The sequence below is a fragment of the Megasphaera hutchinsoni genome (assembly GCF_001553405.1).
GTDB classification, from domain to species: domain Bacteria; phylum Bacillota; class Negativicutes; order Veillonellales; family Megasphaeraceae; genus Megasphaera; species Megasphaera hutchinsoni.
Genome location: NZ_KQ960952.1, coordinates 345,524 through 369,108, shown reverse-complemented (window position 1 = coordinate 369,108; position 23,585 = coordinate 345,524). Strand labels below are relative to the sequence as shown.

General features: G+C 38.2%; 16 protein-coding genes and 1 other RNA gene. 14 read left to right on the top strand and 3 right to left on the bottom strand.

Annotated elements, in window-relative coordinates; genetic code table 11:
• Positions 1 to 2,156, top strand: a 2,156-nt coding sequence (locus HMPREF3182_RS05690) for a YadA-like family protein (protein ID WP_206445556.1), incomplete at its 5' end; no start/stop codon positions are given.
• Between the two features lie 149 nt (positions 2,157 to 2,305).
• The gene (locus HMPREF3182_RS07785) at positions 2,306 to 2,476 is read left to right on the top strand and encodes an ssDNA-binding protein (RefSeq protein ID WP_438802308.1); all 171 of its coding nucleotides are present in this window, start codon (positions 2,306 to 2,308) and stop codon (positions 2,474 to 2,476) included.
• 393 nt (positions 2,477 to 2,869) lie between these two features.
• Here the strand turns inward: HMPREF3182_RS07785 and HMPREF3182_RS05685 are convergent, their stop codons facing one another.
• Positions 2,870 to 3,832 (bottom strand): helix-turn-helix domain-containing protein, encoded by a 963-nt coding sequence (locus tag HMPREF3182_RS05685; protein WP_206445555.1) that lies wholly within the window; start codon positions 3,830 to 3,832, stop codon positions 2,870 to 2,872.
• Positions 3,833 to 3,989: 157 nt separating this feature from the next.
• On the opposite strand from HMPREF3182_RS05685, the gene HMPREF3182_RS05680 reads away from it, so the two are divergent.
• Entirely contained in the window at positions 3,990 to 5,744 is a 1,755-nt protein-coding gene (locus HMPREF3182_RS05680) for an ABC transporter ATP-binding protein (protein WP_062486067.1), read from the top strand.
• A complete protein-coding gene (locus HMPREF3182_RS05675; protein ID WP_062486064.1) occupies positions 5,728 to 7,449 on the top strand; it encodes an ABC transporter ATP-binding protein in 1,722 nt (573 codons plus the stop codon). The genes HMPREF3182_RS05680 and HMPREF3182_RS05675 overlap by 17 nt, the downstream gene beginning before the upstream one ends.
• A 689-nt stretch (positions 7,450 to 8,138) precedes the next feature.
• Here HMPREF3182_RS05675 and ssrA read toward each other — a convergent pair.
• Positions 8,139 to 8,490: a transfer-messenger RNA gene (gene ssrA / locus HMPREF3182_RS05670) on the bottom strand.
• Positions 8,491 to 8,668: 178 nt separating this feature from the next.
• On the opposite strand from ssrA, the gene gap reads away from it, so the two are divergent.
• The 10 genes from gap to HMPREF3182_RS05615 all read left to right on the top strand — a co-directional run bounded on the left by gap (position 8,669) and on the right by HMPREF3182_RS05615 (position 22,439).
• Positions 8,669 to 9,694, top strand: a complete 1,026-nt coding sequence (gene gap, locus HMPREF3182_RS05665) for a type I glyceraldehyde-3-phosphate dehydrogenase (RefSeq protein WP_062486062.1) — start codon at positions 8,669 to 8,671, stop codon at positions 9,692 to 9,694.
• 102 nt (positions 9,695 to 9,796) lie between these two features.
• Positions 9,797 to 11,335 (top strand): 2,3-bisphosphoglycerate-independent phosphoglycerate mutase, encoded by a 1,539-nt coding sequence (gene gpmI / locus HMPREF3182_RS05660; RefSeq protein WP_062486060.1) that lies wholly within the window; start codon positions 9,797 to 9,799, stop codon positions 11,333 to 11,335.
• Between the two features lie 136 nt (positions 11,336 to 11,471).
• Complete coding sequence (locus HMPREF3182_RS05655) at positions 11,472 to 12,695, top strand: aspartate kinase (RefSeq protein WP_007393061.1); 1,224 nt, start codon at positions 11,472 to 11,474, stop codon at positions 12,693 to 12,695.
• Between the two features lie 8 nt (positions 12,696 to 12,703).
• On the top strand, positions 12,704 to 13,003 hold the full coding sequence (locus tag HMPREF3182_RS05650; RefSeq protein WP_007393071.1) for a hypothetical protein: 300 nt from the start codon (positions 12,704 to 12,706) through the stop codon (positions 13,001 to 13,003).
• Positions 13,004 to 13,052: 49 nt separating this feature from the next.
• A complete protein-coding gene (gene acpS, locus HMPREF3182_RS05645) occupies positions 13,053 to 13,445 on the top strand; it encodes a holo-ACP synthase (protein WP_062486057.1) in 393 nt (130 codons plus the stop codon).
• Complete coding sequence (locus HMPREF3182_RS05640; RefSeq protein WP_062486054.1) at positions 13,432 to 15,045, top strand: bifunctional ADP-dependent NAD(P)H-hydrate dehydratase/NAD(P)H-hydrate epimerase; 1,614 nt, start codon at positions 13,432 to 13,434, stop codon at positions 15,043 to 15,045. Before acpS ends, HMPREF3182_RS05640 begins: the two co-directional genes overlap by 14 nt.
• Positions 15,042 to 16,166, top strand: coding sequence for an N-acetylmuramoyl-L-alanine amidase (locus HMPREF3182_RS05635; RefSeq protein ID WP_062486051.1), 1,125 nt, complete (start codon positions 15,042 to 15,044; stop codon positions 16,164 to 16,166). The genes HMPREF3182_RS05640 and HMPREF3182_RS05635 overlap by 4 nt, the downstream gene beginning before the upstream one ends.
• Positions 16,167 to 17,052: 886 nt before the next feature.
• On the top strand, positions 17,053 to 19,305 hold the full coding sequence (pflB, locus tag HMPREF3182_RS05625; protein WP_007393075.1) for a formate C-acetyltransferase: 2,253 nt from the start codon (positions 17,053 to 17,055) through the stop codon (positions 19,303 to 19,305).
• Positions 19,306 to 19,398: 93 nt separating this feature from the next.
• Positions 19,399 to 20,157: a pyruvate formate-lyase-activating protein gene (pflA, locus tag HMPREF3182_RS05620; RefSeq protein WP_407942954.1), complete on the top strand. Its 759-nt coding sequence runs from the start codon at positions 19,399 to 19,401 to the stop codon at positions 20,155 to 20,157.
• A gap of 269 nt (positions 20,158 to 20,426) precedes the next feature.
• The gene (locus tag HMPREF3182_RS05615) at positions 20,427 to 22,439 is read left to right on the top strand and encodes a TonB-dependent receptor plug domain-containing protein (RefSeq protein ID WP_062486047.1); all 2,013 of its coding nucleotides are present in this window, start codon (positions 20,427 to 20,429) and stop codon (positions 22,437 to 22,439) included.
• Positions 22,440 to 22,517: 78 nt separating this feature from the next.
• Here HMPREF3182_RS05615 and HMPREF3182_RS05610 read toward each other — a convergent pair whose 3' ends face one another.
• Entirely contained in the window at positions 22,518 to 23,471 is a 954-nt protein-coding gene (locus HMPREF3182_RS05610) for a magnesium transporter CorA family protein (RefSeq protein ID WP_007392418.1), read from the bottom strand.
• Positions 23,472 to 23,585: the final 114 nt, after the last annotated feature.

Here is a 23,585-nt window from a genome sequence, read left to right as displayed (position 1 = left end):
CACAGTATGTAGATAAAGACGGCAATCCGCTTGTTAAAGCCAAAGACGGTAAATATTATCCGAAAGACAAGGTAGGCGATGACGGAACACCGCAAACCGGTGCACAGGCAGTTGACCCGGTAGGAATTCAGGTCGGCGAAAAAGATAAACCGACACAACTTATGAATATAGCACCGGGAACCACTTCCATTGCAACGCCGACCGATCCGAATGCAAGTAAGGCAGATAAAGAAAAAGCCGGACTCGCCGATTTAAGTATACCGACGGATGCAGCGGCGGATAACGTTAGTAAGCATACCGCTGCAACAGTAGATGACCTTCGCCGTATGGGTTGGATACTCAGCGTGGGAGATACGTATGCCGCCAAAGTACAAAATGCACAAGAAGTAAACTTTAAAGGTGAAGGTTTGGCAGAAGTAAGCGGTAAGACGGAAGGCCAAAAGAGGATTATTACGGTGACCGTCGATGATAAGAAAGTGGCGGCAGCGGTAAAGGCTATTAATGATAAAGCCGGAAACACTCCGATTCATTATGTCGATCAAGACGGTAACCCACTTGTTAAAGCAAAGGACGACAAGTATTATCCGACAGATAAAGTGGATAATGAAGGAAATGTTATAGCAGGAGCGAAGGACGTTGTCCCGGTTGTACAAATCGGTGAAAAAGGACATCCTATGCAGCTCACGAACGTAGCAGCGGGAACTAAAGAAATCACCGCAGACGGTCCGACAAAAGGCTTGGCAGATTTGGAACATGCAGTATCCGGAACCGTAGCAACCGTAGATGATTTGCAGAAGTTAGGATTTGTCATTAAAGGAACGGATGAAAACGGTAAGGCTGTTAGCGGACAGGTAAGACATGCGAACACCGTAGAATTTGCCGGTGACGGGTTGGCAAAAGTCATTACCGAATCTAAAGACGGTGTTAGCAAAGTAACCGTTAAGGTAAATAAAGAAGAGATTGCCAAAGCGGTTAATGCGGAAAATGCGAAGAACGGTTCTGCACCTACTCAATATGTAGATAAAGATGGCAATTCGCTTGTTAAAGTAGGGGATAAATATTACACGAAAGATCAACTGAAAGATGACGGACAGCCTAAAGCGGATGCGAAGGCAATTGAACCGGCAGGTATTCAGGTCGGTGAAAAAGATAAACCGATTACTGTGACTAATGTAAAAAGTAATTTTGATGCAGTAGCACCGGATGCGAAAGAAGCAAAAGCACCGGAGAGCAAGAAGAACCCGGACGGCTCCGTAGATCCTACTGCTGCAAATCCGTTGGTTGCTATGCAGCATAATGCGGCAACGATTGCCGATATTATGAATAGCCCGTGGAATTTACAGGTTAACGGAAAAGCAGTTAAGGCTGTCAAGGCCTTTGATACGGTAAATATTACAGACGGGACGAATACAAAAGTTGTGGCTACTGAAACCGGCTATAAAGTAAATGTTGTAGGACTTCCTACGGCGTATACAGACAATGCAGGGAATACTATTGCTAAAGGTACAGACGGAAAATGGTTTGTTACCGATAAAGACGGTAATATGACGGCTACTCCTGCCGACTTGGGACAAGACGGTAAGGGAACGCCCTCTGTAAGCTTGGTAAATCCGGCGGCCGAACCGGGAAAAGCGGGAGAACCCGTGGTTATGCACAACGTTGGACAAGGTAATTTGCCGACCGATGCGGTGAATAAAGACCAAATGGATACGGCTATTGCCGGTATGGCCAAGGCAATCGGCAACACTAAGGATGAAGCACATGGAATCGGTGCGGACGCAGCCGCATTGGCGGCGTTGAAACCGTTGCAATATGATCCGGTGGAACCGACTCAGATTATGGCGGGCATAGGAAACTATCAACAAAAAACGGCAGTTGCCTTGGGTGTTGCACATTATACCAATGAAAGCACGATGCTGAATGCGGGCGTATCGTTAGGCACCGGTCATACGATGGTAAATGTAGGCTATACTCGTAAATTCGGACATACAAAGGATGAAAAAGAAATTCCGGATCGGTATAAGGCAGGACCTATCAGTTCTATTTATGTGATGCAAGATGAAGTCAGCGCACTGAAAGCGGAAAATGAACAACAAAAACGTGAAATTCAGGAATTGCGAGAAATGGTGCTGGCTATGGCGGCTAATAAAAAATAGAATAATGTAAAAGCAAGGAAACATAGCGGTACGGTTGACAACATTAGTCATGTTGTTGACCGTATCGCTTTTTTTTGTGTGAAATGTGGATATGAGAAATAACGTGTATCGCTGTTAATTTTGAAAGACGATAAAGAAACAATCACCGTATCGATAAATCCATCGATACGGTGATTAAAGAAAGTGTCGGCAAGTTTGGTGGCAAGCAATCAAAGAAAGCCGATATTAAATTATCCTTTCGAGATGGGGATAGGGAGTGCGATGATGAAGTGTATAAAGGATACGGTTTTCTTAACGCTAATTCAACTAAGCCATCATAATTTGCAGATAAGGCGGTGAACATGCCGGGTAAAGATAAACAAGCAATCATCGTAACACATAAAGAAATAGTAAAAAACGCCTTTGATACTGCTACATATCATTACTGAATAAGCTAAATGGATATTGTAAATCCCCTGCCAATAAAAGTAAAGATCAAAAAAAGCGTCTTATTTTGTGATAAAAATTGAATATGTAAATTTTAGACGATAGAACGTAATAATTCTGTCGTTTTTTTGTTCAAAGAAAGAAGGGAAGAATGAATTTTGTTTATTTTTTTATTACCTGTATACAGATCTCTGCAAATATCTATATACGCATTTTAACTAATATAAGATAGGGATGTGTAAATAAAAAAATCCTTAATCACGGTAATCACATTTTTAATTGTGATGTTAGCAAGTTAAATTACGGATTTCGCTAGGAAGTTTACCTTTATATCTTTTGTAATAGAGGGAAAATTTGCTATGCGATGAGTAGCCCACAGATTTAGCTATTTCCTTTATAGGCAGTTCGGTATTTAACAGAAGGGTTTCAGCTACATTCATTCTTTTTCTTTGGGTGTATTCTGTAATGCTTTGACCATATTTTTCTTTGAACAAATTTTTTAATTTCGTCCCACTCATTCTCGATATTTTTTCAAGTGTATCCTGATTTATATTCATAGCGAAATGATCATCTAAAAATCTAGCTACATCATCAAGGGATTTATTATCATCTGATTCGATTTTATGTTTTTTTCTATTTAAGTACGTATCTATTACTATACTTATCCATTCATTAGCTTTAGCTTTAAAGAAAAATTCAGCGGCGGGAGTGTCCATCTTACAATTTAAAATTTCCATTGCCACCTTTTCTAATGCCTTTGTAAGTATTAGTTGATTTGTTTGAAGTAAAGCCCTATAAAATGATTCTGGATCAATATTAATAAATGATAGGTGTTTTTCTAGAAGCGTTCTTTTAAAACCGATAGAAACAGCAAGATAATAACAGTTTTCGTGTAATAAAAAGAGAAAGTCATCTTTTATGTTGTCAAAATCAAGCGTACATAATGAGTTTGCAGTAAGCGTTTGATAAGGACTAAATCTTTCACCATTTGCACTGACAATATAGCTGGAATATATTGAAACATAGTCGGCCATACTATAAGTACTACGTTGAATTATTTCTTCTCTGACATAGAAATCATGGATATCAATAATAAATCCATTTCCTTCATAAAACCAATACAAGCCCTCTGCATAAGTGGAGTTATTTTTACTCCAACAAAATGTATGTCCTGCATTTGAATATTTCTGATTACTTTTACATTCATTTACGTTCATATATTCTTTTACAAAATCATAATAAGTCATCATAACCATATCCCTTTTAGACAATATTCCGATTAGCTTTATTCATTCCAATCTCTTGTATTAGTAATCATAACCAATATATAATAAAAAAGCAATAATAATTATTATCACTCAAGTAAATTTCAATCTAAAAGGGATATTAAAGAAAGGAGATATTATTATGAAGATTTATAAGAAACTATTTGCTTATGTGGAAGATAAAAAATATCTTGGATATTGGGCTATAGTTTTTTCTGTTATATCTGCTGTTCTTACGGTACATGGATATTATTTAATTTATAAATTTCTAGATAAGTTAATAATTAATTCAGATTTATCTGGTGCAGAGAGCATAGCATTAAAATCTGTCATCACATTAACAAGTGGGGCAATATTTTATTTTGTTTCAGGTACATTTTCACACATACTAGGATTTAGGCTTGAAACCAATTTAAGGAAAAGGGGAATTGATGGCCTAGAAAAAGCCAGTTTTAGGTTTTTCGACTTAAATCCATCTGGTCAAATAAGAAAGAGCATAGATGATAATGCCGCACTAACACATCAGGTGGTAGCTCACATGATTCCCGACAGCTCTCAAGCAATAATAACCCCCATACTTGTGCTTGTGCTTGGCTTTATAGTAAGTATAAGGGTTGGTATTACTTTACTTGCTCTAACCATAATAGGAGCCTTAATTTTAGGGGCAATGATGGGTGAGAAAGAATTTATGAAGATATACCAAGAAGCGCTATCTAAACTAAGCGCAGAGACTGTTGAATACGTTAGAGGAATGCAAGTTGTAAAAATATTTAGAGCAAATGTAGAGTCATTTAAAAGCTTTTACAAGGCGATAAAAGATTACTCGAAGTATGCTTATAATTATTCACTATCTTGTAAAAGAACTTATGTTTTGTATCAATGGCTATTTTTTGGTTTAATTGCAATTTTAATTATTCCTATAGTTTATTTTATGACTAGCTTAGGCAGCACCAAGGTGATTTTACTTGAGCTTATCATGATTTTATTCTTATCGGGAGTTCTCTTTGTTTCATTTATGAGAATGATGTGGTATGCCATGTACATTTCTCAAGGCAATTATGCAGTAGATACTTTAGAGGCACTTTACAAGGATATGCAAAAAGACAAATTGGTCCATGGTAATGTCAACAATTTTAAAAACTATAATATAGAGTTTGACAATGTAAGTTTTGCTTATAACGACAAAGCTGTAATTGAAAATTTATCCTTTGAATTAGAAGAAGGAAAGTCCTATGCACTAGTCGGTTCCTCTGGATCAGGAAAATCAACAGTAGCAAAACTTATATCAGGTTTCTACAATGTAAATGAAGGAACGATAAAGATAGGCGGCATACCAATAAGTGAATATTCTGACGAAGCCTTAATAAAAGCTATTTCCTTTGTCTTCCAAGATTCAAAATTGTTCAAGAAGAGCATTTATGACAATGTAGCCTTAGCAAATAAAGACGCGACAAGAGATGACATTATGAAAGCCTTAAAATTAGCGGGATGCGATTTGATATTAGACAAATTTCCAGATAGAGAAAATACAGTCATAGGCTCAAAAGGTGTTTATTTATCTGGCGGAGAAAAACAAAGAATTGCAATTGCCAGAGCCATTTTAAAGGATTCAAAAATTATTATTATGGATGAGGCCTCAGCATCAATTGATCCGGATAACGAGTTTGAACTGCAAAAAGCTTTCAAAAATCTGATGAAAGATAAAACAGTTATTATGATTGCTCATAGGTTATCTACAATAAAAGACCTTGATGAAATTATGGTGATGGATAGAGGAAAAATTATAGAAAGAGGTTCCGACAAAGAATTGATGTCAAGAGATACAAGCTATAAGAAATTGCAAGAGTTGTTTAACAGTGCGAATGAATGGAGGTTTTCAAATGAAGGCGTTTTATAAAAAAAGATTTGCTCTTACAGATAAAGGAGCAAAAAATTTAAGTAAAGCAACCCTATCCTCATTTTTCGTTTATTGTATAAACATGCTTCCTGCCATACTACTAATGATTTTTGCTCAGGAAGTTTTGGAAAATATGGGAAAAAGTAAGGAATTTTATATAGTATTCTCCCTTTTGACCTTGATAGCAATGTATATTTTGCTTTCTATCGAATACGATAAATTATATAGTACGACCTATCAAGAAAGTGCGGATTTAAGAATAAGGACAGCGGAAAATTTATCAAAACTACCTCTATCTTACTTTTCTAAGCATGATATTTCCGATCTTTCACAAACAATCATGGCTGATATTGAAGGTATAGAGCATGCAATGAGCCACGCAATACCAAAGGTGGGCGGCATGGCACTCTTCTTCCCGCTAATATCCATCATGATGTTAGTTGGCAATGTCAAGATGGGTTTGGCTGTAATTATTCCAACGGTTCTAAGCTTTATATTTATACCACTATCTAAAAAACATTCAGTTAAAGGAGAGAAGGAATATTATGATGTTTTAAGAGCAAACGCTGAAAGCTTTCAAGAAAATATCGAGATGCAAATGGAGATAAAAGCTTATGGCTTAGCAGAGGAAATGAAAGAGAAGCTATATGATAAAATGGATAGAAGTGAAAAAGTGCACTTAAAAGCAGAAATTGTAACCATCTTAATTATGTCACTTTCATCAATGTTTAGCTTTATATCTCTAGCTGTTGTAATATTTGTTGGCGTAAATCTAATTATTAGCAAAGAGATAAGTGCTCTCTACCTTGTAGGATATTTACTAGCGGCTATAAAGATAAAAGACGCTTTAGATGCATCTAAAGAGGGCATGATGGAGATATTTTATTTAACGCCAAAGATTGAAAGATTAAAAGAAATTCAAAATCAACATCTTCAAGAGGGCGATGACTATAATTTGAAAAAATTTGATATTGATCTAAAAGATGTTGAATTTGCCTATAATAAAGACGCAAAAATTTTAAATGGCGTAAGCTTTAAAGCAAAGCAGGGTGAGGTTACTGCATTAGTAGGCACAAGCGGCTGCGGTAAAACAACTATCTTGAAACTTATATCAAGACTTTATGATTATGACGAGGGACAAATTTTAATTGATGGCAAAGATATAAAAAAAATATCCACAGAATCTCTTTTTGATAAGGTGTCTATAGTTTTCCAAGATGTAGTTCTCTTTAATCAAAGTGTTATGGAAAATATTAGACTTGGTAAGCAAGATGCAAGCGACGCAGAAGTTAAAAGAGCAGCAGAGCTTGCAAACTGCACAGACTTTATAGAAAAAATGGATAAGGGTTTCGATACAGTTGTTGGTGAAAACGGAGCGGAGCTATCAGGAGGAGAAAGACAGCGGTTATCAATAGCTAGAGCATTCTTAAAAGATGCGCCAATATTGATATTAGACGAGATAGCAGCAAGCCTTGACGTTGACAACGAGAAAAAAATTCAAGAGTCTTTAAACAATTTGATTAAAGATAAGACCGTTGTCATCATTTCACATAGAATGAAATCCATAGAAAATGCGGACAAAATAGTAGTGCTTGAAAACGGAAAAGTAGAAAGTGAAGGTAAGCATGAAGCACTTTTACAAAAATCAAAAGTTTACAAGAATTTAATTGAAAAGACAAAAATGGCTGAAGAATTTATTTATTAGTAGATAAAAATGAAAAATTAAAGAGAAAATAGTTTATTATACTAGGTTTAAAAAGTTAAAAAACTAGAATTATTATATTGGTAGAGGGGATAATGATTTGGTAAATAGTGTCGGGAATATCATTGCCTAAATTGAAACGCTCGAAAGGGAAAAGATGAAGGGGATTTTACCATAGTGGCTATGGTAAAAAGAGAATTGATGAGGGGTATAAGCTTTACACTAATTCTCTCATCATATGACTCATCGTTCTTCTACATTTTATACAGTCCAGGTAGTTTAGATTTCGATGAAGAATACTCTTGCATAAGGGTATTCTTTTTTTAGTTCCTTGATCTGTGGATAAAACGAGTGTAAATTTGTGGATAACAAGTGGATAAGTATATTTAGTTGAATTTATAATTGTGCAGTTATCGTGTAGTTGTAGTGTAGTTATCGTGTGGTTGTCGTGTAGTTATCGTGTCAGCGTCCCACAGTGTTGCATTTTGCAATCTTAAAAACGGCATGGTTAAGGGATTTTTTTTTTGCATCTCTTATATAAGAGAAGAATAAGAATAAGAAGAGAATAAGAAGAGAATAAGATAAAGAATAAATAAAATAAAATAAAATAATAATTAATATTGTTAGCATAAAACAACATAGGAATAGCACATAAAAAAAAGGGATGCTCTAAAAGAAACATCCCTTTTTTGTGGTGGAGATGAGGAGAGTCGAACTCCTGTCCGTAAATGCTGCCCCATAAATCTCTCCGAGCGCAGTCTTTGTTTGAGTTCTTAAGTAACGGTCGTACAAAGACAAACTAGATTACTCCAGCCTATCTTATTCCCTATCTATTGTTAGGCAACGGATAGATAAGTATCCTGCTGAGTGACGCCTTTAGATATCACGCAGGAATAGATATCCAAGACGTTAGCTACGCTTAGGCAGCTAAAGCAAAATTTTGTTCTTTTGCGTTTACTTTAAAGGTTCACCGTTTTACGGGTAGATGAAATCCCGGCTCGCTACTTATGATACAACCATCCACGTCGAAACCTTTACATCCCCATGTATGGTACGCTTAGTATAGCATATATGAGGATATTTGCAAAGACGAGGAGATATTTTCTTTGGCAGATGGAGAAGTATATATAAATGGGACTGGAAATGTCCATGCGGTTGTAATATCGTACCGCTGATGTCATAATAAAAGCATAAAGAATATAGGAAAAAAGGAGTGGACGCGATGATAAAAATAGGCATTAACGGATTTGGACGGATTGGGCGTTTTGTTTTTCGGTTAGCACAAGCTCGTCCTGATATAGAAGTTGTGGGTATTAATGATTTGTTACCTGTAGATTATATGGCTTATATGCTCAAATATGATACTGTACATGGACCATTTCAGGGAAACGTTGAAGCAGATGTCGATCATAATCAATTGATCGTTAATGGCAAGGAGATTCGCGTGACCGCAGAAAAAGATCCAGCACAGTTGCGGTGGCATGAAGTGGGTGCCGATTATATCGTAGAGGCGACAGGTCGTTTTTTAACCTTGCCTTTAGCAGAACGACACATTCAGGCTGGGGCAGGTCATGTCGTTTTGACAGCACCATCGAAAGCTGATGAAACGGGGAAGCAGGCGGATATGTTTGTGGTTGGCGTGAATACGGATCAATATAGGGGTCAACGCATTGTATCTAATGCTTCGTGTACGACAAACTGTTTAGCACCGCTAGCAAAGGTATTACACGATAATTTTGGCATCAAAGATGGGCTAATGACGACGGTTCATGCGATGACAGCTACGCAAAATACGGTAGATGCTGTATCCGTTAAAGACTGGCGGGGTGGTAGAGCGGCGAGTGGTAATATCATTCCTTCTACGACAGGGGCTGCCAAAGCAGTGGGTAAAATTATCCCGTCTTTAGCGGGTAAGTTGACAGGTATGGCGATGCGTGTTCCTACGTTAGACGTATCTGTCGTTGATTTGACCGTAAACCTCCAAAAACCCACATCGTATACTTCCATATGCCAAGCGATGAAAAAAGCCGCTGAGGGCCCTTTAAAGGGAATTTTAGGCTATACTGATGAGGATGTTGTATCCTCTGACTTTTTAGGTTGTACTACGCCATCTGTTTTTGATGCCAAAGCAGGTATTGCACTGACCGATACATTTGTTAAAGTTGTCGCCTGGTATGATAATGAAATTGGCTATTCAGCGAAGGTTCTGGATCTAATTACCCTTATGGATAGCTATCAGCGACATTGATACTTGACGGACGAGAAACACATCAGTACAATAAATAATATAAGTATTTAAAAGCAGGGAATAATCCCTGCTTTTTTGTCCACGGAATAAAGGAGTATAACAATGATGAATAAAAAGCCGGTTATGTTGGTTATTATGGATGGTTTTGGATGTAGTGAGGAAGTCGAAAACAATGCGGTCGCTCAGGGCCAATTACATGCGTTGCGTGGTTTATGGCGTGCATATCCTCATACGCATTTAGGTGCTTCAGGTGAATCTGTAGGCTTACCGGCTGGACAAATTGGCAATTCTGAAGTGGGCCATTTAAATATAGGTGCTGGTCGGATTGTGTATCAAGCATTAACCAAGATTACGCACGATATTGAAGACGAGACATTTTTTTCACGTCCCGTATTAGTACAGGCGATGGAACAGGTACAACGCAAGGGAACGGCATTGCATATTATGGGGTTGGTTTCTCCTGGCGGTGTGCATAGTAGTGAAAAACATTTGTATGGATTGTTAGAGATGGCCCGGCGGTATCAGCTTTCACGTGTATATATTCATGCCTTTTTGGACGGGCGTGATGTATTACCTCGCAGTGCGGGTCCTTATTTAGCTGAATTAGAGGCCACATGTGCCCGGTTGGGCGTAGGCGTGCTGAGCACGATTAGTGGGCGTTATTATGCGATGGATCGAGATTCTCGGTGGGAACGCGTGGAAAAGGCTTATCGAGCTATTGCTGACGGTAAAGGTGAAGTGGCACGAGACTATAACACTTGTTTGCAACAGTCTTATCAAGCGGATATAGCTGATGAATTTGTTGTACCGACGGTCATTAAAGCACATCCAGTGCAAGATGGTGATAGCGTAATCTTTTTTAATTTTCGCCCCGATCGAGCACGGCAATTGACAGCAGCGTTTGTTGATCCTGATTTTTCAGCTTTTTCTCGGAAGCGGTATAACGATTTGTATTTTGCTACGATGACTCGTTATGAAGACACGTTGCCCGTGCATGTCGTATATGACAAGGAAGCCATTCCCCATACGTTAGGTGAAGTGGTTGCACAAGCCGGGAAAAAGCAATTACGTATTGCTGAAACGGAAAAATATGCCCATGTTACGTATTTCTTTAATGGTGGTGAGGAAACGCCGAATGTGGGAGAAGATCGGGTGTTGATTCCATCTCCCAAGGTAGCTACGTATGACTTACAACCACGCATGAGTGCAATAGAAGTAACAGAGCAAGTTGTACAGGCCATTGCACAAGATACATATGATTTGATTGTGCTTAATTTTGCTAATCCGGATATGGTAGGGCATACGGGTGATTTAGCGGCAACGATAGAAGCGGTGGAAGTCGTTGATCAATGTATTGGGAAAATTCGTGATGCCTTAATAAAAGTTGAGGGGGAACTGGTTATTATTGCTGACCATGGCAATGCCGAAAAAATGCGTGATCCTAAGACGGGTAGTCCCTACACCGCTCATACGACAAACGATGTGCCGTGTATCATCATGAGCAAGCGTTATCAAAAGGCAAGGTTGCGTGCGGGGATTTTAGCGGATGTAGCACCTACGATATTGACGTTAATGGGAATTGCTATTCCCGTGGAGATGACGGGAAAATCACTTTTCGTAGATACGCGTGTAGAAAAATAGGATAACCGTTTATTAAGATAAATGAAAATATCTTGTCCTATCCTTTACAATTGCATAGCTCCATGATATTATTCAATATATGGTTTATAATAGGTTACCATAGGCTAGACTTTAAAGATAAAGAGAGGGAATTGCGTTGGCTTTAATTGTTAAAAAATTTGGTGGTAGTTCCGTTGCTACGCCCGATAAGATTAGTTCCATTGTACAGCGAGTGATACGAGAAAAAAAGGAAGGCGATCAGATCGTGATCGTTGTTTCTGCGATGGGCGATACAACGGATGAGTTAGTAACGTTAGCAAATAAAATTACGTCTAAACCCTATGGTCGTGAAATGGATATGTTGTTGGCGACAGGTGAACAGATATCTATTGCCCTCATGGCGATGGCGTTTGAAGAAGCCGGGGAAAAGGCGATATCTTTTACAGGTGGACAGGCTGGTATTATGACGAGTGCCGCCTTTAATAAGGGGCGTATTTTAGATTTACAACCAGCACGTATTTTCAAGGCGTTACAGGAAGGTAATATCGTGATTGTTGCAGGGTTCCAAGGGCAAACTTCACGAGGGGATATTACGACGTTAGGACGGGGCGGTTCGGATACGACAGCGGTAGCTATTGCTGGGGCTATTCATGCAGATGTTTGTGAAATTTTTACAGACGTTGATGGCATTTATACATCCGATCCTCGAGTAGTACCGGCGGCGCAGAAAATGGAGTCTATTACTTATGGTGAAATGTTGGAAATGGCCAAATTAGGAGCGGGCGTGATGCAACCACGGGCAGTTGAAATGGGAAGCCGTTTTAATGTACCCATTCACGTTCGTTCTACTTTTTCAGAAGAACCAGGGACGATGATACAGGAGGATTATGCAATGAAGGTAAAGCAATATTTAATTCGGGGAGTTGCACAAGATAAAAATGTGGCAAAAATTACAGTATTAGGAATTCCTAATCGTCCAGGGTTTGCATATCAAGTATTTGCGGAATTAGCAGAAAAAAATGTCGATGTAGATATGATTGTGCAAAGTGTGCGTATCGCTAAAGAAGGGGTTACAGACATTACGTTTACGATTGCTCGAACGGAATTACCGGCGGCACGGGAAGTGTTGGCACATATACAAAAAGAGTTGTCCGTGGAAGATATTCTTGTCGATGAAAGTATGGCAAAAGTATCCTTAGTGGGAGCAGGAATGGCAGGACATCCAGGTATTGCAGCCGGTATGTTTGGTATTTTTAGCGATCATCATATCAATATTGAAATCATTTCTACTTCAGAGATTAGTATTTCTTGTTTAATTGCTGAAGAATCGATGGAAAAAGCTGTACAGGCTATTCATGCTCATTTTTTTAAAGAAAATTGAGGTGTCTTATGACCGTATTAGATAGTTTTATTGATGAAATGTTACAGACGGAAGTGCCAAAAACGGTATTTATTAATACATTACTTCGTGCGTTAGAGGTACCTAAAAAACCGAAGTTTACCGTACCTGCTTCGCCTTATACATTTGAATCGAATATACATGGATTACGGTATGACTATCAGGCGAATGAAGTGTGTTTGTGTTATAAAGTAGTGCCGTCTATTTATGCGGATATGGTTATTTCATTTCGTTCTTTTAAAGTGATTTTAGAAGGTCTGGGAATATGTATTCGCATGCAAAAATGGTAAAGGATTAAGCCGTAATTTCAAGTGAAATTACGGCTTTTTTGGAGGCGTTATGGTTGGAATTGATATCGTAGAAATAACACGCATAGAAAGTCTGTGTCAGCAGCACGAAAAACGCTTAGGTAAATTTTTCACGGCTTATGAATTAGCATATAGTGCGGCGAGAAAACAAACACGGGCAGCGACGTTAGCTGGTATATATGCAGCGAAAGAAGCTTTTTATAAGGCCTTAGGAACGGGCTTTAGAGAAGGACAGTGGACGGATGTAGAAGTAAAACATAGTGACTTGGGTGCACCGTATTTTGTGTTTTATGGCGTGTATGCACAACGAGTAGAACTATACGGCGGTACGCCGTATGTATCCATCAGTCATGATGGGGCGTATGCGATTGCACAAGTCGTATGGTGGAGAAACGAAAGAGGAGCAAGCGATGAAAAAGCTTAATACAGCGGCACAAATGAAAGCGATAGATCGGGAAGCGATGCAAGGGAGATATCAGATACCGCCAACTGTTTTAATGGAAAATGCGGGACATGCGGTGGTTACTCACGGCATGCAGGTATGGGGCCCGTGGCAGGGAAAACGGGTCATCATCTTTTGCGGTGCAGGGAATAATGGTGGCGATGGGTTTGTGATTGCTCGTCATTTGATGGCACAAGGGGCTAAGGTGTACGTGTATATTTGCGGTGAGGAGTCAGCGTATAGTGAAGAAAGTCGCATTCATTTACGGACGTTACAGGCGATGCAAGATGATCCGCTTTGCCATTTACAGTATCTGTCTTCTCTGGCGGAACCGGTTGTGCGTAGACGTATAGCGCATAGTCATATGATTATTGATGCACTTATCGGTACGGGGTTTCATGGCATGTTGCGACCTAAGATGCGTGCACTTGCACAGATTATCAATGCGGTAGCACATGAGGCAAAGATTCCTGTTATTGCCGTTGATATGCCAACGGGAGTAGATGCTGATACGGGAGCAAGTGATAAAGATGCCATTCATGCAATGATGACGGTTACATTTGGGGTACATAAGCGGGGACAATTTATATATCCAGGCAAGGAACTTGTCGGTAAAGTGGTCTTAGATACGATCGGTATGCCCATGCCGTTACTTAGAAAAGAGGAAAATGATTGTATGTATGCCCTTGAATTAGCTGATATAGCTGAGATTATGACGAAACGTTCGCCTACTAGCCATAAAGGTACTCATGGAACTGTCGGTATTATTGCGGGTAGTGCAACGATGCTTGGGGCTGCGTTAATGGCGGCACAAGGGGCTGTGCGAGCTGGTGCAGGGAAGGTACGGGCGATGATTCCGTCTGTTGTGGCTACGCATACCATGGGTTTGTATCCAGAAATAATGGTGGCAGCCATAGGTACAACGCCTTATTTTACCAGTGCCGATAGCAAGGCGGTTATGGAACAAATAAGGGATTGCTCTAGTATAGCACTAGGACCGGGTTTGGGTAGGTCGAAAGAAACGCAAGACTTTGTACTTCAAATTTTAGAAAAGGCAAGTTGCCCTTTGGTGATCGATGCAGATGGGTTATATCATTTACAAGGAATGAAAGATAGGGTACGTAGGTGCTTGCAACCACTTATTTTTACCCCGCATATAGCAGAATTTAGTCGTCTTTCGGGGTATGCAATAGATGCAATTAAGACTAATCCGGTACCCTTGTTGCGTGTTTTTGCTCAAGAATGGCAGGTGTGTATCGTCTTAAAAGGGGCACCTACATATATTGTTTCGGCAGAAGGTAAGGCAGTGTATATCAATACAACGGGAAATGCCGGTATGGCTTGTGGCGGTATGGGTGATGTTTTAACAGGTATGGTTGCTGCTATTTGGGGGCGTGAAAATAACCCAATGGCCACGCAAGCGGCGTGTGCAGCTGTTTATTTACACGGAGCTAGTGGTGATGCTTGTGCAAAAGACTATGGGCCTTATGGATATACGCCATTGGAGTTAGCACGGCAGGTGCCATGTATCTTACAACAGGGGCAGGTCGTAACGAAAATAGATGATGGAGAGATAGGATGAAAAAAATACTGGTATGTTTAGTTGGTTTACTTGTATTCGCTTGTTCGTTGACGATACAGGCACAAACGATTACAACTATTAACGGTTTGCGGGCGGTGTGGCGAACAGATGAAACTATTCCGTTTTTGCGTATCGTTTTAGAAACGGATCATCCCGTTACACCGAAACTCGTCATTCGGAATAAAGACAAGGTGCTATTGTTGACTTTGTCTAATACGAAGATTGGCAAGTTAGAACGAGCTTTGGTAGACGATAATCCAACGGTCCGTCAAGTTACGGTTACACAAAAAGCAGCAACAACAATGATAGCATTTCAATTACAACGAAATGTAGCCAAAGAAGAGGTGCAGTTTTTCTCTTTACCCGCTGGGAAGGGGGCTGCTTCGAAAGTACGGTTGGTTTTGGATATAAAAAATCCGGTGGCACCTATTTCACCGTCAACAAAAAGCACTATATGGAGTAAAACGGAAAACATAGGACCGGCACCAGAAACAACGGCGGTAGAAACAGTTCGACCTTATCATGCTGCGGTTGATACGAAAGTGCTACGGGGCAAAATTATTTGTATTGATCCGGGGCATGGTGGTAGCGATGGTGGAGCAATAGGGAGAAAGGTAAAAGAAAAAGATCTTACCTTACAGATTGCTAAGCGGTTGGCGGCTCAATTGACTCAGGCCGGGGCACGTGTTGTATTAACTCGCGATAGAGATACGGATGTATTTTCGGCATATGCTGGTGCCGTGGAAGAATTGCAAGCACGGTGTAATATTGCTAATACCGCCAAGGCAGATGTGTTCGTAAGTATTCACCTTAATTCGTCTATTAAGCAAGCGGTTGGAGGAATTGAAACCTTTTATAACAGCAAAACTCCATATGATTATAGTTTGGCAAATTATATTCATCAAGAAAATGTAAAGGCTACTACTTTTGTTAATCGGGGACTGCATGGAGCTAATTTTTATTTATTATTGCATAGTAATATGCCTGCTGTGTTAGTGGAATTAGGGTTTATTTCTAATCCACGGGAAGAAGCAACATTGCTGCAAGAGGAGCAACAAGAGCAATTTGCCAAAAGTATGATGACGGGATTGAGTAAATATTTTGCTCATAAGGGTAGGTAAGATATACGTATCAAGAAGGATTGTATACGCTATAAGCTAAGTTGCTTATAGCGTATTTTTTATATATTATTAGTGAAATAAATAACAAATAAAATAAAAAGTATATATATAATATATTTTTTGACAATATAATCGTATATTAATGAGAGTATAAAATATGATAGTAAACGGAAGATGAACGAAAAAATGGTTGATTTTATAAAATGAGCAGGTAAAGGAATATAAAAATATGTATGACAAATAGTAATTATCAATTTGAATGTTTATAGCATACACTTATTTGGGGTAAAAAAATAAGCACATACTATAATAATGATAATAAAATGATATATAATGATAATAAAGAATAAAAATGATAAAAGTAATATAAAAAGACTGCATTTATCATTAGAAAAAATGATGACAAGTAGCTTTAACTGTAGAAAAATTATTAAATACATGAAAATTAAAAGAAAAAAAGATGTATATATATACACACCAATTTATATTAAGGCATAAATCAGATGATTTTATGGATAAAAATTTTATATATATTTACCTGTATATGACTAAAACGCATTAAAAGCATAATAAATTGATAATTGTTTTTAAAAAAAAAGTACACAAAAATAGTTGCTTTTAAAATAAAAGATGTATACAATGAAAGTGAAAAAAGAAGACTTAGTAGATGAAAAACAAATTGTTCTTTTTGTAACTAATTGTATGGATTTATGAAATATAAAGAAAATTGCGTTTTAAATTTTAATATTATCAAATATGAAATAAAACGGAAAATTCTTAAAATATTTCGAATACAATATAAAAAAGAAAAAAGTACATCTACGGTTATGGTCATTCTTTTTGGAACAATTATTATACATTTACTGCTAAAGGACGGTGTATGCACATGTTAGAAAATAAGGCATGGGAAGGCTTTGACGGACGGTTGTGGAAAGAAGAATGCAACGTTCGTGATTTCATTCAGAAAAACTATCATCCTTATGATGGGGACGAATCCTTTTTGACAGGACCGACTGCCGCTACGAACAAGCTTTGGGGAAAAGTACAAGAATATCAAAAGCAAGAACGTGATAACGGTGGCGTATTGAAAGAAGAAACAGAAGTGGTTTCTTCCATTACTGCATACGGACCAGGATATATTGATCCGTCTATGAAAGATTTGGAAAAAGTCGTTGGGTTGCAAACCGATGAACCGTTAAAACGTGCATTTATGCCATATGGTGGTATTAAAATGGCAGAAGAAGCACTGGAAATGTACAATTACAAATTAAATCCAGAATTGCATAAGATTTTTACGGAATATCATAAAACGCATAATGAAGCTGTATTTGATGCGTATACAGATGAAATGATTCGTGCTCGTCATACTCATGTTGTAACGGGTTTGCCTGATGCGTATGGTCGTGGACGTATTGTTGGCGATTATCGTCGTGTTGCTTTATATGGTATCGATCAATTGATTGCGTGGAAAGAATACGATAAACAATACAATGACGATGGCGTTATGACAGAAGAAGTTATTCGCTTACGGGAAGAAATTTCTGAACAAATCAAAGCGTTAAAACAAATGAAAGAATTAGCTAACATTTATGGCTATGATATTTCTAAACCAGCTACGAATGCTAGAGAAGCTGTACAATGGTTATATTTTGGTTATTTAGCCGCTATTAAAACACAAAATGGTGCAGCTATGTCCGTTGGTCGTATTTCTACGTTCCTCGATATTTATATCGACCGGGATTTAAAAGCAGGAAAACTTACAGAAGAAGAAGCACAAGAATTAATTGACCACTTGACATTGAAATTCCGTATGGTTAAATTTGCTCGTATCCGTTCGTACAATGAATTGTTCTCGGGCGACCCTGTTTGGGCAACATTGGAAATGGCCGGTATTGGCATGGATGGACGTTCTATGGTAACGAAGACGGATTATCGTTTCTTACATACGTTGGAAAACATGGGACCTGCACCAGAACCGAATTTGACAGTTCTTTATTCTTCCCAGTTACCGATGCCGTTTAAAAAGTATGCGGCACATATTTCGGATATGACGAGTTCTATTCAATATGAAAATGATGATGTCATGAAACCTGTATGGGGCGATGATTATTCCATTTGCTGCTGCGTATCGGCTACACAGACAGGTAAAGAAATGCAGTTCTTTGGTGCACGTGCAAACTTAGCAAAGGCTTTGTTATATGCTATTAATGGTGGTGTGGATGAAAAATTTGGTATTCAGACAGGTCCAGAATTGGCTCCTATTACGTCCGAATATCTTGATTATGATGAAGTAGTTCATAAATATAAATTGATGCTGGATTGGTTAGCTGGTTTGTATGTCAATGTATTAAATACGATTCATTATATGCATGATAAATATTATTATGAAGCTGCAGAAATGGCCTTGTTGGATACGAAACTTCGTCGTACCTTTGCAACTGGTATCGCCGGTTTCTCTCATGTAATCGACTCCTTATCAGCTATTAAATATGCAAAAGTAAAAGTTATTCGTAATGAAAAAGGCTTAGCTGAAGATTTCCAAATTGAAGGAGATTTCCCGAAATATGGTAATGATGATGATCGGGCTGATGATATTGGTGTATGGGTATTGCGTGAATTTATGTCGGATATCGAAAAACGTCATACTTATCGTGACTCTGAACCGACTACATCTATCTTGACGATTACCTCGAATGTCGTATATGGTAAATTCACAGGTAACCTACCAGATGGACGTCGTGCATGGACTCCGTTTGCACCGGGTGCTAACCCCAGCTATGGAGCAGAACAAAATGGCTTGCTCGCATCTTTGAATTCTGTTGCGAAGATGCCGTATGAATGGTCCTTAGATGGTATTTCTAATACGCAATCTATTACGCCGGAAGCATTAGGACATAGTGATGGTGAACGGGCTGAAAACTTAGTTCGCATCATGGACGGCTACTTCGATCAAGGTGCACATCATTTGAATGTAAACGTGTTTGGTAAGGAAAAATTGATAGATGCTATGGAACATCCAGAAAAACCGGAATATGCTAACTTCACGATTCGTGTATCTGGTTATGCTGTTAAGTTTATTTCCTTAACGAAAGAACAACAATTGGATGTTATTAATCGTACCTTCCATAAAAATATGTAAGCAGGGAGAAAAAAACAGCTCTGGCAAAAGCTGGAGCTGTTTTTTACTACTTTTTTAAAAACCATATCGTAAGAAGGCCAAAGGAGTGGAATCATGATGACGGAATCCGTATTAGGTAAAGTCCATTCAATTGAAACTTTCGGTGCTGTTGATGGACCAGGAGTTCGTTTTATTATCTTTTTACAAGGTTGTCGGATGAGATGTCGGTATTGTCATAATCCTGAAACATGGCAGGGAAATCAGAAGGAGCAATACACGTTGCGAAGTGCCGAAGATGTCTTTAAGGAAGCCTTGCGATATCGCACGTATTGGAAAAATGGCGGCGGTATTACCATTAGTGGTGGTGAAGCTCTATTACAACTCGATTTTGTGTTAGCTGTATTTTCTTTAGCGAAGAAAATAGGGGTACATACGACGCTAGACACGGCAGGGAATCCTTTTACACGGGAAGAACCATTTTTTTCTAAGTTTAAGCAGTTGTGTGATGTGACTGATTTATTCATTTTAGATTTAAAAGAAATGGATGACGAAAAACACAAAAAATTGACTGGTTATAGTAATAAAAATATTTTAGATATGGCAACGTATTTATCAGATCAAGGAAAACATATGTGGATCCGCCATGTATTGGTTCCGGGACTTACGGATGAAGAAAGTGGGTTAATTGCACTGCGAGAATTTATTCAAACGTTGCAAAACGTCGATCGGGTAGAAGTGTTGCCCTATCATGTATTAGGCGTACCTGAATGGGAACGTTTACATATTCCGTATACCTTAAGGAATGTCAATCCACCTACAGCAGAAGAGGTAAAACGAGCGGAAAAGTTGATGGGCGCTTTTGTGCGGGCATAAGTAAAGAAACATTAATATGCGATAAAAGCATATTAATGTTTCTTTTTTTGTATAAATATAGCAGGAAATAATATTTATTAAACATTGTATATATATATAGCGTTTTAATAATTGTTATAAAAATGTTAAAATTGAGATAATGTGGATAAAGAATATTTGTTATTAGTCTTATTGGGCTATTATTGGTCTAAATGGAGTGGAAAATAAAAATGCCTTTTGTTATTCTATGAATAGTGATAATTATTTTCATATACTTAGGAGGGGAATTTATGAAAAAGACGAATAAGACGGCAACACGCTGTTTTGTTTTAGGGGCAGTGTTAGCATTGACAGCAGGTTTTTCAACTACTAGTATGGCTGCAAACATGCATTCTAAGACGGATGAAGTACTAACTAAGGATGTTGTCGTAACAGCGACAAAAACGAAGGCGAAAGTACGACTCGTACCACAGGCAGTAGAGATTATTACGGCAAAGGATATTGAAGCGATAGGGGCAACCAATGTAGACGATGTGATGCAATATGCTTTGAGTTTAAATATAATTCATGCTGTTCACGGGGATGCTTTAGCCATACGGGGAATGGCTAGTAATCAGACATTATTTCTTATTGATGGCCAGCGGATTGCCCAAGAAGATACGGGTGATACGATGAATGGGGAAGCGTTAAAAAGACTGAATGTTAGTGAAATTGAGCGTATTGAAATTGTCCGTGGACCAGGTAGTTCCTTGTATGGTTCGGAAGCGATGGGCGGCGTTATCAATATTATCACAAAAAAATCGCATAAGGCGGGGGTTCAATTCGGTCTTGGTTATGGGACAAAACGGAATGCGGGTTTTATTCGAGTTGATTTTGGTAAGCATAATCATTTTTCAGGTTCTCTTGATGCCCATTTTGAAAAGGTATTACGGGAAGTTGAATTTAAAGATCGTGGTGGCACACGGCATAATTATCGGTTTAAAGGAAATTATGATTTTGACAATGCCGCAAAGCAACAATTGCAGATAGAACTTCATCGTATGGACAGCAATTTAGTGGAAGAAACGGATTTATTTAAGAAACCTAATTCTAGCAAAAGTGAGCATACGGGCAAAGTAACATCGGATAGTCGTTTTACGAATAAGGAACAAGGCGGTAGTATCAGTTTTACTGGCAAAACGGCAAGTAATGAATATATGATTCGTGCTTATACGAATAGATTAACCAAACATCAACTAACGCGCGGAACTTTAGCGGATAAGCCTGAATTAGGATTAGTTCCAGGTGATATAGATGCTGCAAAATATAAGACGACTGTATTTGAAGTGAGAAATACTTCGTTTATTAACGATGATCACAATATAACTTTTGGCTTTGAACATAAAAAACAATCATATGCTGGAACAAGATTAATGAGGCAGAAAGTTGAAGGACCTTCACTGACCAAAGAACTGAAAGAATATTCAACTAAATCATATGCCCTATATATTGAAGATCAGTGGCAAGTTAGTGATCGATTATTCCTTTTGCCTTCACTTCGATATGGATATGATTATCAGTATGGGGCGGAAGTTACCCCTAAATTAGGTCTTACTTATGATGTGAATAAAATCTGGAAATTGAAAGCGAATTACGGAAAAGGATTTAAAGCACCGACTATTAGTGAATTATATATGAATTGGGTTCATGGGGGATATATGGGACTGCTTGGAAATCCCGATTTAAAGCCAGAACACTCAAGAAGTTATGATGTTAGCTTAGAAGGTGATAATGGCTCGATGTTCGCTAAATTCACCTATTTTAATAATGATGTATCGAATTTAATTTCCTTTAAGCCGATTCGGCCATCTGCTGATATGGTGAATCCGCCTAAGTGGCTTTATCAGTATCATAATGTGGGATCGGCCCAAATTAATGGGATAGAAATAGAATTAGGCACGCACCTTTCTAAATATTTGACGGCTCGTTTGCAATATAATTGGAATGATGCGACAGATAAAAAGAGCAAAACGCGTTTGCTTGGTAGGGCAGAAGAAGAGACGGGTGTGCAATTGCGGTATGATGATCATGGCGTTAATCCATTACAAATCACGTTGTCTGGAAAATATGTAAAAAATTATATTGTATCTGGTCGCCAGGGTGACGTATTTTTTTCCTATCCGACGATTGATTTAGGGATTCATAAGACATGGAATAAACAAATGTCGATTTATATGGGTGTAGATAACCTCTTTAATAAGAAAGAGGAAGATTTGTACATTCGTGGTAGATCCTATCGAATGACCGTTGATTGGAAGTTATAAGGGTAACTAAAAAAAATAGCATAGACGATGTCTATGCTATTTTTTTTAGTTGCTATATTCACTAGTTTGGTATTGCGATTAAAATAAATCTTTACGCCATAAGAGAATAAAAGCTAAGAACGTGAAAATAAGGGAAATAATTATTACATAAATATAGCCTAAAGGATTTGCCGAAAAAGGTAAGGGCGTATTGATACCCCAAAAGCTAAAAATAATAGTTGGTACAGCTAAAATAATGGTGACGGAGGCTAAGAATTTCATGACGATATTGAGATTATTGGAAATGATGGAAGCAAATGTATCGGACATATTGATAAGAATATTAGAATACATTTCAACCATTTCGATAGCCTGTTTATTTTCGATGATGACATCTTCTAATAGATCTTCATCTTCTTCATACATTTTTAATAAGTGATATAATTCTGTATTACGACGCATACGCATGAGGCGTTCCATTACGATGCCGTTACTACGCAAGGCGGAAGTAAAGTAGGTTAATGATTTTTGTAATTCGAGCAATAAAAAAAAGTCTTTGTTACGCATGGAATGGCGTAGCATCGATTCGGTATCATCCGTCCGCCGATTGATTTGCATTAAGTAGCGTAAAAATAAGGATGCCGAGCGGTGTAGAATTTGAAAGAGGAACCGCGTCTTTTTGAAAGTAGAAAAGAGGGGGTATTTATTCTCCGTAAAGGTACGCATGACTTCTGTTTCTTCAATACAAAGGGTAATGATAAAATCTTCTGTAATAAATATACCTAGTGGTAATGTGTCGTAACTATCTTTTTCTAATAAAATAGGGATATTGATAACGACAAATATATATTCATCTTCAATTTCCACGTGAGAACGTTCTTCCGTATCCAATGCCGTTTTTAATACGTCTGTTGGAATTTCTGTAACCATGGAAACGAGTTGCAAGTCATCTGCGTTGGGATTTACGACATGGATCCATGAACCCTTTTCGGCAGTTACAAGGGAAATATTGTCTTCTAAGTGGCCAGTTATGTGTTTATATACTTGGATCATGCGTGTTATCCCCCTTCAATAATGTATTATATGCTTTATTAAATATACTCAGAAATAGTGGTTTCGTCAAGTCAAAAGCGGTGCAAAGGTAGGTGTCAAGTGCTTTAATAATAA

Bases quoted from the DNA above. Each gene is read 5' to 3' on its own strand.
- HMPREF3182_RS05615 (WP_062486047.1), top strand. From the start codon at position 20,427: ATGAAAAAGACGAATAAGACGGCAACACGCTGTTTTGTTTTAGGGGCA.
- gap (WP_062486062.1), top strand. From the start codon at position 8,669: ATGATAAAAATAGGCATTAACGGATTTGGACGGATTGGGCGTTTTGTT.
- pflB (WP_007393075.1), top strand. From the start codon at position 17,053: ATGTTAGAAAATAAGGCATGGGAAGGCTTTGACGGACGGTTGTGGAAA.
- HMPREF3182_RS05650 (WP_007393071.1), top strand. From the start codon at position 12,704: ATGACCGTATTAGATAGTTTTATTGATGAAATGTTACAGACGGAAGTG.
- pflA (WP_407942954.1), top strand. From the start codon at position 19,399: ATGATGACGGAATCCGTATTAGGTAAAGTCCATTCAATTGAAACTTTC.
- HMPREF3182_RS05680 (WP_062486067.1), top strand. From the start codon at position 3,990: ATGAAGATTTATAAGAAACTATTTGCTTATGTGGAAGATAAAAAATAT.
- HMPREF3182_RS05675 (WP_062486064.1), top strand. From the start codon at position 5,728: ATGAAGGCGTTTTATAAAAAAAGATTTGCTCTTACAGATAAAGGAGCA.
- HMPREF3182_RS05685 (WP_206445555.1), bottom strand. From the start codon at position 3,832: ATGATGACTTATTATGATTTTGTAAAAGAATATATGAACGTAAATGAA.
- HMPREF3182_RS05635 (WP_062486051.1), top strand. From the start codon at position 15,042: ATGAAAAAAATACTGGTATGTTTAGTTGGTTTACTTGTATTCGCTTGT.
- HMPREF3182_RS05640 (WP_062486054.1), top strand. From the start codon at position 13,432: ATGAAAAAGCTTAATACAGCGGCACAAATGAAAGCGATAGATCGGGAA.
- acpS (WP_062486057.1), top strand. From the start codon at position 13,053: ATGGTTGGAATTGATATCGTAGAAATAACACGCATAGAAAGTCTGTGT.
- gpmI (WP_062486060.1), top strand. From the start codon at position 9,797: ATGATGAATAAAAAGCCGGTTATGTTGGTTATTATGGATGGTTTTGGA.
- HMPREF3182_RS05610 (WP_007392418.1), bottom strand. From the start codon at position 23,471: ATGATCCAAGTATATAAACACATAACTGGCCACTTAGAAGACAATATT.